17 protein-coding genes and 3 pseudogenes are annotated in these 13,448 nt (G+C 41.4%); 13 read left to right on the top strand and 7 right to left on the bottom strand.

Features of this window, described 5'->3' with window-relative positions; genetic code table 11:
- Positions 1–87: 87 nt before the first annotated feature.
- From BTO30_RS17620 to BTO30_RS17940, 4 genes are all read right to left on the bottom strand, one after another.
- Positions 88–540: an STAS domain-containing protein gene (locus BTO30_RS17620; protein WP_245796399.1), complete on the bottom strand. Its 453-nt coding sequence runs from the start codon at positions 538–540 to the stop codon at positions 88–90.
- Between the two features lie 2 nt (positions 541–542).
- Positions 543–965, bottom strand: coding sequence for a hypothetical protein (locus BTO30_RS17625; RefSeq protein ID WP_245796401.1), 423 nt, complete (start codon positions 963–965; stop codon positions 543–545).
- A 258-nt stretch (positions 966–1,223) separates the two neighbouring features.
- Positions 1,224–1,403: a hypothetical protein gene (locus BTO30_RS17935; RefSeq protein ID WP_342743393.1), complete on the bottom strand. Its 180-nt coding sequence runs from the start codon at positions 1,401–1,403 to the stop codon at positions 1,224–1,226.
- 60 nt (positions 1,404–1,463) lie between these two features.
- Positions 1,464–1,592 carry a hypothetical protein gene (locus tag BTO30_RS17940; protein WP_342743394.1) on the bottom strand — a complete coding sequence of 43 codons (129 nt, stop codon included), beginning with the start codon at positions 1,590–1,592 and terminating at the stop codon, positions 1,464–1,466.
- A 227-nt stretch (positions 1,593–1,819) separates the two neighbouring features.
- Between BTO30_RS17940 and BTO30_RS08965 the strand changes: the two genes are divergently transcribed.
- Entirely contained in the window at positions 1,820–3,937 is a 2,118-nt protein-coding gene (locus BTO30_RS08965; RefSeq protein WP_075398391.1) for a sensor domain-containing protein, read from the top strand.
- Between the two features lie 55 nt (positions 3,938–3,992).
- Here BTO30_RS08965 and BTO30_RS17370 read toward each other — a convergent pair whose 3' ends face one another.
- Positions 3,993–4,151 carry a hypothetical protein gene (locus BTO30_RS17370; RefSeq protein WP_169829351.1) on the bottom strand — a complete coding sequence of 53 codons (159 nt, stop codon included), beginning with the start codon at positions 4,149–4,151 and terminating at the stop codon, positions 3,993–3,995.
- Between the two features lie 112 nt (positions 4,152–4,263).
- Here BTO30_RS17370 and BTO30_RS08970 point away from each other — a divergent pair, with 112 nt between their 5' ends.
- From BTO30_RS08970 to BTO30_RS08995, 6 genes and pseudogenes are all read left to right on the top strand, one after another.
- Positions 4,264–5,412: a diguanylate cyclase gene (locus BTO30_RS08970; protein WP_075398392.1), complete on the top strand. Its 1,149-nt coding sequence runs from the start codon at positions 4,264–4,266 to the stop codon at positions 5,410–5,412.
- Positions 5,413–5,490: 78 nt separating this feature from the next.
- A complete protein-coding gene (locus BTO30_RS08975; protein ID WP_075398393.1) occupies positions 5,491–6,075 on the top strand; it encodes a spore coat protein in 585 nt (194 codons plus the stop codon).
- 288 nt (positions 6,076–6,363) lie between these two features.
- Positions 6,364–7,229 (top strand): annotated as a pseudogene (locus tag BTO30_RS08980) (MATE family efflux transporter).
- A 144-nt stretch (positions 7,230–7,373) separates the two neighbouring features.
- On the top strand, positions 7,374–8,021 hold the full coding sequence (locus BTO30_RS17470) for a putative periplasmic lipoprotein (protein ID WP_211272831.1): 648 nt from the start codon (positions 7,374–7,376) through the stop codon (positions 8,019–8,021).
- Between the two features lie 14 nt (positions 8,022–8,035).
- A complete protein-coding gene (locus BTO30_RS08990; protein ID WP_083632346.1) occupies positions 8,036–8,314 on the top strand; it encodes a hypothetical protein in 279 nt (92 codons plus the stop codon).
- Between the two features lie 239 nt (positions 8,315–8,553).
- On the top strand, positions 8,554–9,303 hold the full coding sequence (locus tag BTO30_RS08995) for an alpha/beta fold hydrolase (RefSeq protein ID WP_075398396.1): 750 nt from the start codon (positions 8,554–8,556) through the stop codon (positions 9,301–9,303).
- 133 nt (positions 9,304–9,436) lie between these two features.
- Here the strand turns inward: BTO30_RS08995 and BTO30_RS09000 are convergent, their stop codons facing one another.
- Positions 9,437–10,033, bottom strand: coding sequence for a YitT family protein (locus BTO30_RS09000; RefSeq protein ID WP_075398397.1), 597 nt, complete (start codon positions 10,031–10,033; stop codon positions 9,437–9,439).
- A gap of 230 nt (positions 10,034–10,263) precedes the next feature.
- Between BTO30_RS09000 and BTO30_RS09005 the strand changes: the two genes are divergently transcribed.
- The 6 genes and pseudogenes from BTO30_RS09005 to BTO30_RS18000 all read left to right on the top strand — a co-directional run bounded on the left by BTO30_RS09005 (position 10,264) and on the right by BTO30_RS18000 (position 13,176).
- Positions 10,264–10,500: a spore coat associated protein CotJA gene (locus tag BTO30_RS09005; protein ID WP_075398398.1), complete on the top strand. Its 237-nt coding sequence runs from the start codon at positions 10,264–10,266 to the stop codon at positions 10,498–10,500.
- Positions 10,501–10,505: 5 nt separating this feature from the next.
- Complete coding sequence (locus BTO30_RS09010) at positions 10,506–10,769, top strand: spore coat protein CotJB (RefSeq protein ID WP_075398399.1); 264 nt, start codon at positions 10,506–10,508, stop codon at positions 10,767–10,769.
- A 24-nt stretch (positions 10,770–10,793) separates the two neighbouring features.
- On the top strand, positions 10,794–11,363 hold the full coding sequence (cotJC, locus tag BTO30_RS09015; RefSeq protein ID WP_075398400.1) for a spore coat protein CotJC: 570 nt from the start codon (positions 10,794–10,796) through the stop codon (positions 11,361–11,363).
- Positions 11,364–11,500: 137 nt separating this feature from the next.
- Positions 11,501–12,532 carry an FUSC family protein gene (locus BTO30_RS09020; RefSeq protein WP_075398401.1) on the top strand — a complete coding sequence of 344 codons (1,032 nt, stop codon included), beginning with the start codon at positions 11,501–11,503 and terminating at the stop codon, positions 12,530–12,532.
- A gap of 16 nt (positions 12,533–12,548) precedes the next feature.
- Positions 12,549–12,860, top strand: a pseudogene (locus BTO30_RS17995) (sodium:calcium antiporter); the annotation flags it as partial.
- On the top strand, positions 12,835–13,176 hold the full coding sequence (locus BTO30_RS18000; RefSeq protein ID WP_425429449.1) for a hypothetical protein: 342 nt from the start codon (positions 12,835–12,837) through the stop codon (positions 13,174–13,176). The pseudogene BTO30_RS17995 and the gene BTO30_RS18000, both read left to right, overlap by 26 nt.
- Here the strand turns inward: BTO30_RS18000 and BTO30_RS17635 are convergent.
- Positions 13,080–13,373: pseudogene (locus BTO30_RS17635) on the bottom strand (cytochrome c oxidase subunit II transmembrane domain-containing protein); the annotation flags it as partial. The gene BTO30_RS18000 and the pseudogene BTO30_RS17635 sit on opposite strands and share 97 nt — an antisense overlap.
- Between the last annotated feature and the right edge of the window lie 75 nt (positions 13,374–13,448).

Below are 13,448 nucleotides of genomic sequence, written 5' to 3' on the forward strand. Positions count from 1 at the left end.
TGTGAAAAGAGGCGATTGAAGTGCCACATGTGTTCAGCTGACTTGGCTAGGCCAAAAAGCGTGGCCTATTCGGCTTGGTCTGAGTAGTTACCACGCGTGGCGGGATTGTTCATTTTTCAAGACAAAGCCAATTTCGTTCAATGCCTGTTCTAAGTTTGCCTGAATCAAAATATTTTTCAAATCGGCGTTTATTTGAATGGCTTTCATGGAAAGATCAGGACGGAAACCGGTTAAGATCGGGGTCACGCCGATTAATTTCAAAATAGACGTGATTTTTAATAACGACGCAACGACGGTTTCGTTAATGGATACGATACCGGACAAGTCAATGACCAGATAGTCCAGTGCCAATTCCTGACTTTTGAAAAGCGCGGTTTGAATAATACTTTCAGCACGGCGCTCGTCAATATCCCCAATTACTGGAAGGATGGCGATTCCCTTTGTAATGGGGACGACCGGTGCTGCGTTATTATGCAGCTGCTGATGCGTATAATCCAGTTCAAGCACATACGTCAGCAATGCCGCCATCGTTTCAAACATTTTTATTTGTTCATCACTAAATTCCTGCTTTTTCGTATCCAGGCCGCATATTGTCCCGTAATTTCGCCGTTTTCATAATAAATTGGAATTGCGATGAACGTTCCTCCGCCTAATTTTTTAGTTACGGCTAATTCCCGGGTGAGATCACTGTTGTTCACATCTGGAATGATGAGAATTTGCTGGCCGTGATCCACACTTAAATTGCAGTAGCTTTCCGTAAAGGAAAGTTCATCCCCTTCTGTTACCAGTTCTTCTTTTTTATTTAGTACTTTGATAATCCGGTTTGTCTTTCCGTCGTTACGCGCAATAAAAAGGGTATTCAGGTCAATAAACTGCGCCATCATTTGCAGAACACGCACCGCTGCTTCATCAAAATCATGAAAGTGTCCGCTTACAAGGGAATTAAAATCTGTTTCTGTTTTCATTTCATTAGCCTCACTTTTCTGTCGATGAATCCTTTGTTTTCTCCATCTATCATACCATGTTCAAGTTGCCGCAGGGAAAATTCTGACCTGCATTAAATAATAAAAAAGGGGGATGAACATTTTTGAAATAATATTAACGATGTTAGAACGTCTTGATTTTATCTTCATGATTGCATTTGTTTTAACCCGCTTATTTTTCTTTCGTGAAATTATTTACCGGCAAAAAGGGCTGAATCAATTGAGTCAGCCCTTTTTGTGTTATTTGTCCATATATTTAAATAGATTGACGGCGTAAAGTAGAACGCCGATGACAACGAGAAGAGAACCGATAATCGCCACAGGAACAAGCGTTTCATCTCCAGTCCAAATTTGAATTCCAATCGCTGTCATCATAACCGGAAGACCGATGTTATGAATCCCAAATTGCCGTTTTGCCAACGGTGTGTTGGCTGCCGCTGGATAAACATGATAAATAAGTCCAAAAAGAGCCCTGGATACTCAGCCAAGCAAATTAAGATGAGCATGAACAGATGTCAGTCTGAAGTCATGGAGAATTCCCATCGTAAGTCCCAATAACACACCAATAATAAAATACACGACTGAAAACCTGATATACAGTTTTCCCACATCAAACCCTCCCTTAAATGAATTGTTTGATACACTTTTGTTATAATCTGAAAATGGGATGAAAGAACCGGCTGAATTTTTTTCTGAATTTCGATTAATAAATGAAGCGTTTATGTTTAAAAAGCATGACACGGTCATTGACATTCCAGTTTTTGTAGTCAAAAAGTTCCTGATCGATTATAATAGGAAGAACATTTATTTTGTGTTTTCATTGAAAGGAGTTTCAAATGATTAATAAGTATAATTACAGCTCTTTTCCAGTGATCACTGAACGGAATAGAGCTGAATTACATATGCATTATGAACAAATGTTGAAAGATTTACACAATATACAATACGCGCTTGATCAATCCTTCATTCTTGCGGCAACGGATGAAAACGGTATCATCACTTATGTGAATGATCGCTTTTGTGAGATCTCTCAATACACTCATGAAGAAATAATAGGCCGTACACATTCCCTTTTAAATTCAAATTGTCATCCTGAATCTTTTTTCCAGAAAATATGGAGAGCGTTAAAGAAAGGGGATACGTGGACAGGCGATATAAAAAGCCGTTCAAAAGACGGTTCGGAATATTGGGTAAGCGCTACGATTGTCCCTTTTTTAAACGATCAGGGGCTGCCGTATCAGTTTGTATCAATCCTCAATGATATAACGGACCGTAAAAGAGCGGAAGAACAGCTGGAAACTGCATTGAAAAATGATTTTCGTCAAACGGTGAAAAATTTACAAAATGCGGTTTTTAAGTATATAAAAAATGAACAAGGGGAGTTTCAATTCACGCTGCTGGAAGGAAAAATTTTAGAGCCATTTGGTTTTACCACTAGTTTTGTCAAAGATAAGTCAATCGATGAGCTGTTTTCATTGAAAGCAGCCAGGAAACTAAAGTTGTATTTCGCAAAGGCTTACAAAGGAAAAGCGATTGACTTTGAAGTGGATATTTTCAAACATACACTTCTTATTTATTTATCCCCTATTTTTGAAAATGGGGAAGTCATTGAAGTGGTTGGAACCGCAACGGATATTACCGAGAGAAAAAAAGCGGAAAAGGCCATTTACCGTATCGCGCATTACGACTATTTAACCGGGCTTCCGAACCGCCGTCTTTTTCATAAAAATATGAAAATGATCGAACCTTCCGCTAATTATGATCCGTTCGCGGTTATTTTTATTGATCTTGACCGATTTAAGAATATTAACGATACAATGGGGCACAAAGCCGGCGATCAAATGTTAAAGTCGGTCGCGCGGCGAATTGAAGACAGTATTCGAAACGGGGATATTGTAGCGCGAATAGGCGGCGATGAATTTGCGATTTTACTGCCGGGTGTTTCAAGGAAAGAAGCTGAAACGATTGCGGAGCGTATTATTCGGCATGTAGAAAAAAGCATTACCATCGATGAGGTAGAAATTATTGTTACAGCAAGCATGGGAATCAGCATGTATCCTGAGGACGGGCTGGACAGCGAGACGCTTATTAAAAATGCGGATGCTGCGATGTATTTAGCAAAAGAGGTTGGTAAAAACAATTACCAGTTTTTCACTAAAGAACTCGATGAAAAAAATACCAAAAAAATGAGACTCGAGCGGGAACTGCATAAAGCGCTCGAACGGAACCAATTTCAGTTACATTATCAGCCGCAGCTCGATATCCATTCCGGCCGGATTTTAGGGGTTGAAGCGCTCATTCGCTGGAAGCATCCAGAGCTTGGAACCATTTCACCATCAGACTTTATTCCGCTGGCGGAAGAAACCGGTTTAATTGTACCTATTGGGAATTGGGTTCTCAAAACGGCATGCCGGCAGAATAAAGAATGGCAAAATGCCGGATTTCCACCGGTCCGGGTCAGTGTGAATGTCTCCATGCGCCAATTTACACAGCTGAACTTTGTCGATCATGTGAAAGAAGCACTCGAGCAAAGCGGCCTTTCTTCTGAGTGGCTGGATATTGAAATAACGGAAAGCATGACGCTTGAAGGTGACATTTTTCATTCAGCTTTACTGAAGCTGAAAGAGTTAAATATCCATGTCAGTATGGATGATTTCGGAACAGGTTACAGCTCGCTTAGTTCACTTCGTCATTTTCCGATTAATAAGCTGAAAATTGATCAGACGTTTGTGAAAAAATTGGACGAGACCAATAAAGCGATTGTGACGATGATCGTGACACTTGCTAAAAATTTAAACATGAATGTCATTGCGGAAGGTGTAGAAACGACAGAACAAGCGGCCTTTTTGAAAGGCATGAACTGCAATGAAGCGCAGGGCTACTTGTTCGCTAAACCGATGCCTGCGCAAAAGATGGCTGATTTTTTCAGCCGTACTTTTACCGTAACGTATTGATCCTTAAATGCCGGCAATAAGGTCAATATATTCAATGACCGGATGGATGTCCCGGTCATTTTTTTCTTTTTCTTATTTCTTCAGCCGCAACAAATGCAAGATCATCATTCCCATACATGGATAACACATTCAATTGTGAAAAAATAAGGATCATCATTTGTTCATCCTGCTCATATTGTTTCATTATGCGCTGTTCCATTTCTTGTTTATTCATTCCATTGATTTTCCATTCGTATGAAAATTTATTAGTTCAAATGGCATATAACACACCAGTTGGGGTACTGTATAACTAAGAAGGTTAATTAATATAGAAATGGTGAAAAATAATGAACATGCCACGGAGACGTTTTTTACAGGTTTATTTATGTATTATCCTTTTACTGTTGACCTCCACCAGTATTTGGAGCTATCTTTCATTTTTACATATGCAGGAAGAAAGTGACAATATTGTCGTGAACGCGGTTCCGATTTCTAATGCCGCCAATGATTTGCTTATGCATCTTTTGAATCAGGATACAGGTGTGCACGGTTTTATTTTAACAAGCGATGAAACATTTCTTACTCCTTATTATCTCGGAAAAGACCTTTTGAATCAAAATTTGAATGATATTAAAAAGTACGAGTCGCATCATCCCGTTATGAAGCAGTTGATTGATGAAAAAGCAATTCCGCATATTGTCAAAATGCAGCGTTTTTATGAAAGCCAGATTACTCTTGTAAACAATGGAGAGTCGGAGCTGGCAATAAAACGAATGAAACACGGGAAGAAACTCATGGATGAATTTCGGGCCATTGACGCGGAGATTGAAAAAGATATTGAAAAAATTATTAATGATGCATGGAGAGCGAGTAATAAAGCCGGTCAAAGAGCGAAAAACGTGATCATTTTTGGCGGAATTGCTGCATTACTGGCTGGGACCACACTCATTTATTCATGGCTATTGCAAAAAAAACTGCTGAAATTATCGTCGCTGGACGGACTGACAAAACTTTACAATCGGCGTGTCTTTGATGAAGTTTTCCAACAAGAGTGGAGAAAATCGGAAGAGGCAAAAGAAAGCATCGCATTGCTTCTGATCGATGTTGATTTCTTTAAAGCGTACAATGATTCATACGGCCATCCTGAAGGAGATGTTTGTTTAAAAGCCATCGCCACAGTGTTGAAAGAGGAAATAAAACAGCCCTGTCTTCCTGCCCGCTATGGAGGGGAGGAGTTCGCTGTTATTTTACCGGATACAACCGCGCTTGAGGCGGCACACATCGCGCAGAATATATGCAGGCGTATTGAAGAATTGGCGATCCCGCATGAATTTTCGGATATTCACAGCTTTGTGACTGTCAGCATTGGTGTAGCAGTGATGACGCCGGAGGCTACATTAACACCCTCTATGCTCGTTAAAATAACCGACGATGCTTTGTACCGGGCTAAACGAGGAGGCCGTAATCAAGTATATGCAGGCAGGAATATTGTGTAAGTCCACTCCTTTGTATAAAAAATTGCAGTTGCCGTACACTAAAGCCGTACGACATTCTTTTTCAGGAGGGGAAAACACATGCAATCCAATACGTCACCACAGTTTAATCACGGCGGCCATGAGTTATTTGACGTTCACGAAGTGCTCTCGACGACAGTCGGTGCGCTGAACAAGTTCACCATGCTTCGTCCGAAGGTACAGGATCAAGAACTTCTCGACATCCTCGACCGTCAGTATCAATTTATGCAGCAGGAATACAATACAACTGTAGACTGTTTCCGTTCCGGACAGGACCCTGCTGTACCGACCCAAACCTATATGATGAAACAAGACAATCAATTCACTTATGGATTGAAACCGTCTCAGCCCAAGAAACCGATTCAATCTGAAGCAGAAATTAATGACGAAATCATCTCCGGCTTTATGCTTGGGGCGGTCAAATCCATTGCTTCCATTAAAACGATTGCTGCAATGGAAACAACTAACCCGGTCGTTCGCCGGGTGCTTGCCGATTCCATTCCGAACTGTATAGAAATGGGCTATGAAATCTCTATTTATCAAAATAAAAAGGGCTACTATCAAGTACCGCAGCTGATGGTTACCGACATGCAGCAAATACTGCAGTCCTATGCACCAGCTGCTGAACCGGTCGCTGCTCATTAAAAACAAAACTGTCTAATCAAAATGGTGCAATAAACAGAAGAAGCGGCGCAATTCACTTGAAAAGAGGAGGAATTGCGCCGCTGTTTTCTTTAATAATATCAAGGAAACGAATCCACGCCAATGGAAAACCGTCAACTCACAAAGAGGGCTGAGCTTTTCGGCCAGCCCCACCCTTCTTTTTCTTTCTCCTTTTAAAATCATGCTTATCAGTTCTAAAAAAGAAAAAACCATTTATAATTCACATATGGTATATTGTGGATATGAAAAACAAAAGGGGATTTATTTAGAATGAATCATCCTGATTTTATAACTGGCAATATTTGTGGAAATCTGCTCTTTTTTTCCTCTCCAATTTTACTTGCGAATTTGCTTGCAGTGTCCTATCAGCTGATAGACAGCCTATGGATCGGAAATTTAATCGGGGCGGATGCGCTCGGCGCTGCTGCTGTCTCCAGTACGGTCATTTTTGCGGTTTTATCGTTTATTATCGGCGTCAACAATGCCGCATTAACCATTCGGAATGGCTCCTGCGTCTTCTTGGAACACCGGAATCCATGATGATGGAAGCGGTCAGCTATTTGCAGATTAATTTTCTGGGAATCCTTTTTTTATTTGGCTGCAATTTTATTGGAACTATTTTCCGTACGCTTGGCAATAGCAAAACCCCGCTTTATTTTGTTAGTTTAGCGGTAGTCTTAAATACAGTACTGGATCCATTGTTTATACATACGTTTCAGTGGGGAATCGACGGAGCGGCATATGCCACTGTTGCTGCCCAGGGTGCGGCATTTCTTTATGGGCTGATCGTAAGCATTCGGCTATTTATCACAAACCCGGGCGCAGTTTCATTTTGGCGCCGAATATATCATGATCATTTCTTTTTTCTATCCGTTCTTGGGGATTAATTTCGTGCTAAATGGAATTGTGCGCGCTTCAGGTGCGATGATACAAATTCTTGTACTGAATATCATTTCTTTCTGGGTGCTGCGCTATCCGCTTACCTATTTGTTTGCAGAATGGACAGGTGAAAAGGGAATTGCGCTTGGCATGGGCGTCGGCTTTATCATTTTATCATCAGCAGTATGATTGCTTTTTCCTATTATCGTTTTGGCAAATGGAAAGAACGGGAATTATTCCGGCAAAGAAGAGCTTAACAATGGTTCCCTGTCCACCATCGCGATAAAACAGCAGGGGGAAGGCCTTTTTTACTGTCGAAAAAGATTCAATAATGTGGCTTTTTCCTCTATTTTTGAAGAAAGGGCTTGTACCAATGGTCCTCAAAAAGGGGGAAGAAGCGAATGAAGCATTATATGGTTTGGCTGGCAGGGGCACTGCTGTTAAGCGGCTGTTCCGGAGAAGAGGTCAATGAAGCCATCGACAAAGTGGATCAAACGATCGAGGCAGTAGAAACGGCAGTTATTGTGTATTCCGTGGAAAATGGTGAAGTAATGGAAGAGTTAGAACGGACAGAGGATGCATATGCCGATAACTGGGAGGATCAGGAGCGGCTTTGGTCGATTTTTTATAGCATGCTGCCGGCTGATTACGTGGATACGATTGGCGAATTGGCCTTTTTTACAGATGGGCCGGCTGAAACGCTTGCCTACGTTGAGCCGCTGGAAGATACGTATTATTGGAAAGTCGCCATTGATTTTCAGGATACAGAAAATGAAACCGAACTGTACGGCACGTTTCTACATGAAATTTCACACGTCGTGACGCTCGCGGATGATCAATTCGGGGGGGGGGGGGGGCACCCCCCCCCCCACCCCGCCCCCCCCCCCCCCCCCGCTTTTCCAGCCTCCCCCCCCACCCCCCCCCCCCCCCCCCCCCCCCCCCCCCCCGCCCCCACCCCCCCCCCCCTCCCCCCCCCCCCCCCCCCCCCCCCCCCCCCCCCCCCCCCCCCCAGAGCTGTGAAACGTACGAATCAGACTACGGCTGCATGACCGAAGAATCGTATTTGAATCAGTTTTACGAGGCATTTTGGTCGGGACCGATGTATGATGAATGGCTCGCAGAAAATGTAGCAGAAGATATGGAGGCGCAAGAAGCATTCTACGCCAAATACGAAGATCAATTCTTTACCGAGTATTCGGTGTCATACCCGGATGAAGACATTGCGGAAGCATGGGTGTATTTCCTCTTTTCAACGGCAGAGGAGGTTGAAATGTATGATGGTGTGTTAAAGGAGAAACTGCTGTTTTATATAAGCATAAGCAGTTCATTTGATAGATTATAAAAAAAGAATGGATGTCGAGACTATAGCGGAGATCACCAAAATGGATGCAGAGTGGGTTAAACATCTTCAACAACAAGAATTAAAATAAGTAAAGTGCTAGTCCCTCATTACAGAAAAGCAGCGGGGGACGGGCAGCTTTTGATCGTTCTCCCATATAGAGGGATCATTTTATATCTTTTAATTGTTTGAAACAATATAATAGAGACGTTCTTACTATTTTTAATAAAGAGGTGGATAGCATGGCAGCGTACGTACTTATTCATGGGGCATGGCATGGTGCATGGTGTTGGGAAAAAGTTGTTCCTCTGCTTGAACAGGAAGGTCATACGGTTCATACGGCTGATTTGCCCAGCCACGGTTCTGATCCAACACCCATATCACAAGTTTCATTAAAAAGATACACGGACAAAGTCTGCGCCGTTATTGATGAAGCCGAAGAGCCTGTTATTCTTGTCGGCCACAGCATGGGAGGGATAGCTATTTCCCAAAGTGCTGAATATCGTTCTGAAAAAATTAAATCACTTGTTTATGTAACCGCTTTCTTATTAAGAGATAATGAGTCTATGGTGGATGTGATCCAAACAGACCATGAGGCTCTGGTAGCCCGTAATATGAATGTGAATGAAGAGGCTGGATTCGCCGCGATGAACGAAGAAAATTTACGGGATGTATTTTACGGCTGCTGTGCCGATCAAGACATTGCTAAAGCCAAAACTTTATTGACCCCTCAAGCCCTTAACGTATTATCGACAAAGTTAAATTTAACAAAAGATCATTTTGGGAAAATTCCTAAATATTACATTGAATGTTTACGCGATCAAGCGATTACCCATTGGTGCCAGAAAAAGATGTATACGGCAGCTCCATGTGAAGAAATTTTTACACTTGATACGGATCATTCACCGTTTTACTCAACTCCTGAAGAACTCGTTTCCATTTTACTCAAAATCGACCAGCATCACCCTGCTGTCGAAGAAATGATTTTATAAAAGCTTATTAAGAGGGTGTCTCAACGATCTTTTGAAACACCCTCTTCTTCATTTCTATAGACGGATTTTCCATGAATTCGGCCTTCACCGGGCACAATGCGACTTTCCCATGTGACACCTTTTTTCTGCTTTTTCAATTACGTAAGTTGATCTTCTTCTTTAGTGAAAACAGACTGGTCATAACCCCCACACAAATTACCGTGATACAGCATAGATACAACGAACCGATTGAAAATACGATGCTTCCTGTGCAAATAATGATAATATCAATAAAAAAAATGATGACTCCAGGGTTTGCTTTCAAATGTTTCGCGACCATTTGACCAAATAAATCTGTTCCGCCAATACTTGTCTCGTACCGCAGCATAATACCAATCCCCGATCCGACAAAGATTCCGCCAAGCACCGCGTTTGTAAGAGGAGCTAAATACAATTCATCCCCCAAAGTATGCATTGGATAAAGCACATCAATGATAAGCGAGGAAAACATCATTCCATGAAGACTGTTGTAAAAATAGGGACGATTGTAAAACCATGACAAGATAAAAATAGGAATGCTCATCATAATGACGACGAATCCGATTTTCATCCCCGTCAAGTAATGTAAAATCAATCCAACGCCTATTGTTCCGCCATCCAGCAATTCATAAGGGACGAGGAAAACATTTACGCCGATGCCTACGAAAAGGCTGCCGATGATAATGGATATTGTTTTATGTACAAAGGGCATGTTTTCCCACCTTTATTCTGATGTTCTAGGTGTATGTATATGTCTGTCCACTTCATGAATAGACTTAAAATTTAAAAACCATCCATGACAATAAATGAGAGAGAGCAAATTGAACTCAACTTTTAGGATAGAAGGACGTAATTGTTTCAAACTTCGATGCAATGAGGAATCATAAAATGGCTGGGAGAGGTATACGATGATAGAGTAAATCATTTAGTGAGGAGAAAAAAATGGAAAATCATCCTAAGACGTTTACGAAAGTAAAGTCGTATGTTCCTTTTCATGGTCCCTGTGATCCTTGTCCACCCATTGGCCGTAAGTACTACCGCACTCCGCCGAATTTATATGTAGGATTTCAGCAGCCAAGTCTTCCACAGTTTTCACCTGCAGAAGCATTGATGAAAGGAACTCTATGGCCCGTTTTTTATGACTTTTATGAAAATCCTTACAAAAAAAGGAGAGTGTAAGAGTCATGGTCAAGACATTACCGAACGAATACTATCTGCAGATGGAGGAAATTCAGGCTGCCGACTTTGTTCTCATTGAATTAATGCTGTATTTAGACACACATCCGACAGATACACAGGCGATTCAGCAGTACAACCAATTTGCGCAATACAGTAAGCAGTTAAAACGAAAATTTGAGTCATCATTCGGCCCCATGCAGCAAGGAAGCCTGAATCAAACACTTGATTTTTGGACTTGGAAGAGCAGCCCGTGGCCTTGGCAAATATAACAAAAGGAAAAAGGCGGGAATTGAATGTGGACGTATGAAAAAAAACTCCAATACCCTGTAAAGGTCAGTACTTGTAATCCCACTTTGGCAAAATTTTTAATGGAGCAATATGGTGGTGCGGATGGAGAGCTGGCTGCGGCTCTCCGGTATTTAAATCAACGTTATACGATTCCCGAAAAAGTAATCGGTTTGTTAACGGACATCGGAACAGAAGAATTTGCTCATTTGGAAATGATTGCAACGATGATCTATAAGCTGACAAAAGATGCCACTCCCGATCAGCTGAGAGAGGCTGGTCTGGGGGAACATTATGTAGCGCATGACAGTGCTTTATTTTACAGTAATGCAGCCGGTGTTCCATTTACCGCTGCCTATATTCAGGCAAAGGGGGATCCAATTGCCGATCTTTATGAAGATATAGCGGCAGAAGAAAAAGCGAGAGCGACCTATCAATGGATTATTGATATGTCTGATGATCCGGACTTAAATGATTCACTTCGTTTTTTGAGGGAAAGAGAAATTATTCACTCGCAGCGCTTTAGAGAAGCTGTTGAAATATTAAAAGAAGAACGGGACCGGAAAAAAGTATTCTAATTTGTCTATGTAACTGCCTAGTCCGCAGCATTTTGAAACGAATGTCTTTATTTATTCGGGCACTTTCACTAAAATCAAGTGGAGGTGCCTTTATTTTGTATGCAAATTTATGACAAAAGAATGGAGATTAAGGAGTCATGACTTTAGGACCGCGTGTACTAAAAACAGGGATTGCTGTGGCATTAGCGTTATACATATGCTTTATTTTAAATTTGGAACCTGCTGTTTTTGCTGGAGTGGCGGCTGTTTTTACGGTTCAGCCGTCGATTTATCGTACATGGAAACATATACTGGACCAGATGCTCACGAATACCATGGGGGCGGCCATTGCTCTTTTTTCCATTTATCTTCTCGGTGATAACCCGATTATTATTGGGCTGATTATGATGTTAGTCATTTCATTGAGCTTGAAAATGAAGATGGAGAGCACGATCCCGCTGACACTTGTGACAGTACTGGCGATTATGAGTGCCCCGGGCAATGAGGATCTTTTTTTTACATTGAATCGATTTTTAATTATCCTGGTCGGCATTGGATCGGCACTATTGGTCAATCTTTTGATTTTACCGCCGAAATATAAAAAAAATTACTTAGATAAAGTGCAGTCCATTTTTCAAAATATGTCGCTGCTGCTTCGGACGGCAGTTTCAAACGAAATGACAGAAACTTCTTTTCAAGAACATAGTAAAACACTGAGGGAGGATATTCAAAAGCTGGAGGAGCAGTATAAAATATTTGACGAAGAAAGAGGGAAAATGGCAAAATTGCGGCCTTTGGATGTCAGAGAGATCGTTGTGTTTAAACAAATGTTAAAAACGCTTCAGCAGGGGGAAGAAGTTTTAGAAAACATCGAAGAACACTATTTTCAAAGCAGCACGAACAAGGAAGAAGACCAGCTTTTCGATGCCCATCTTGAACAGCTGATTAAATATCACGAATATTTGTTATTAAAGTATAAAGGCATGATCAGAGAACAGGATGACCGGAGCGAAATCACGATCAGAGATAAGAGCGGAGTGTTTTTCGAGCAAACGATGGAGCAGTACAGTCAAAACAAAGCTCAAAAATGGCGCTTATTGATCATCGCTTCCTCGATTGTTGAATATACGTTTCATTTACAGCGGTTGGATCAATTGATCGACCAGTATTACAAAATTAGAAATAAGTGAGAAAGAAGGGATGTAAATGACCTATCTGTTATTAACTATCGGATTCGCATTATTAATTAAAGGAGCGGACTGGTTTGTAGAGGGAGCATCCAACATTGCCGGATTACTGCGGGTGCCATCTATTTTAATCGGATTGACGATTGTGGCCTTTGGTACAAGCTCTCCTGAATCTACCGTCAGCATCATCGCTGCTTTAGAAGGCAATGCCGATATTGCATTGGGAAATGTGGTCGGCAGTAATATTTTTAACATCACGTTAGTAGTCGGGTTAACAGCTTTGATCAATCCATTAAAAGTAGAAAGTGAAACCATTCGAAAAGAAATTCCTTTGCACTAAAAAACAAAGTGAAATTGCTCTTGGAAACATTGTTGGGAGCAATATTTTTAATATTTTATTTGTACTCGGCGCTTCTTCCGTTATTTCGCCGCTTGCAGTAAATAACAAAGTCTTCCTCGACGTGATACTCATGCTTGTCTTCACGATTGTCTTAATTTCTGAAATTATTAAATCCGGGGGGGGGGGGGGGCCCCCCCCCCCCCCCCTTTCCGAGGTCGTTCGAACCGTCACGATAGAAAGAAAGATCACGATAATGACAGGAATAATCGTCCAAATAATTTCCAGCGTTTTGTTTCCTTCTTCGTGAGGTGGTTCATAATCCTCGGCCATCTTGGAGGCGCGATATTTGATCAGCATATACGCGTATAAAATGTATACAACCAATAAAATCACACCCATTACGAGAATCGAAAGAATAATTGTGTCTGACAGTGTTTTGGCAGACGGTCCTTTTGGATCGAGCACCATCAACGGATTTTGACAACCAGCCAGAACAGTAGTAATTAAAAATAAACAGCAAAAAGATTGTTAACAAATTCACAATCAAAAGAGAAATAATACCTGCTGTAAATTTGTTAC

The sequence above is a fragment of the Domibacillus antri genome (assembly GCF_001936625.1).
Lineage (GTDB): Bacteria > Bacillota > Bacilli > Bacillales > Domibacillaceae > Domibacillus > Domibacillus antri.

Bases quoted from the DNA above. Each gene is read 5' to 3' on its own strand.
- BTO30_RS17620 (WP_245796399.1), bottom strand. From the start codon at position 540: ATGTTTGAAACGATGGCGGCATTGCTGACGTATGTGCTTGAACTGGAT.
- BTO30_RS17625 (WP_245796401.1), bottom strand. From the start codon at position 965: ATGAAAACAGAAACAGATTTTAATTCCCTTGTAAGCGGACACTTTCAT.
- BTO30_RS08965 (WP_075398391.1), top strand. From the start codon at position 1,820: ATGATTAATAAGTATAATTACAGCTCTTTTCCAGTGATCACTGAACGG.
- BTO30_RS17370 (WP_169829351.1), bottom strand. From the start codon at position 4,151: ATGAATAAACAAGAAATGGAACAGCGCATAATGAAACAATATGAGCAG.
- BTO30_RS08970 (WP_075398392.1), top strand. From the start codon at position 4,264: ATGAACATGCCACGGAGACGTTTTTTACAGGTTTATTTATGTATTATC.
- BTO30_RS08975 (WP_075398393.1), top strand. From the start codon at position 5,491: ATGCAATCCAATACGTCACCACAGTTTAATCACGGCGGCCATGAGTTA.
- BTO30_RS17470 (WP_211272831.1), top strand. From the start codon at position 7,374: ATGAAGCATTATATGGTTTGGCTGGCAGGGGCACTGCTGTTAAGCGGC.
- BTO30_RS08995 (WP_075398396.1), top strand. From the start codon at position 8,554: ATGGCAGCGTACGTACTTATTCATGGGGCATGGCATGGTGCATGGTGT.
- BTO30_RS09000 (WP_075398397.1), bottom strand. From the start codon at position 10,033: ATGCCCTTTGTACATAAAACAATATCCATTATCATCGGCAGCCTTTTC.
- BTO30_RS09005 (WP_075398398.1), top strand. From the start codon at position 10,264: ATGGAAAATCATCCTAAGACGTTTACGAAAGTAAAGTCGTATGTTCCT.
- BTO30_RS09010 (WP_075398399.1), top strand. From the start codon at position 10,506: ATGGTCAAGACATTACCGAACGAATACTATCTGCAGATGGAGGAAATT.
- cotJC (WP_075398400.1), top strand. From the start codon at position 10,794: ATGTGGACGTATGAAAAAAAACTCCAATACCCTGTAAAGGTCAGTACT.
- BTO30_RS09020 (WP_075398401.1), top strand. From the start codon at position 11,501: ATGACTTTAGGACCGCGTGTACTAAAAACAGGGATTGCTGTGGCATTA.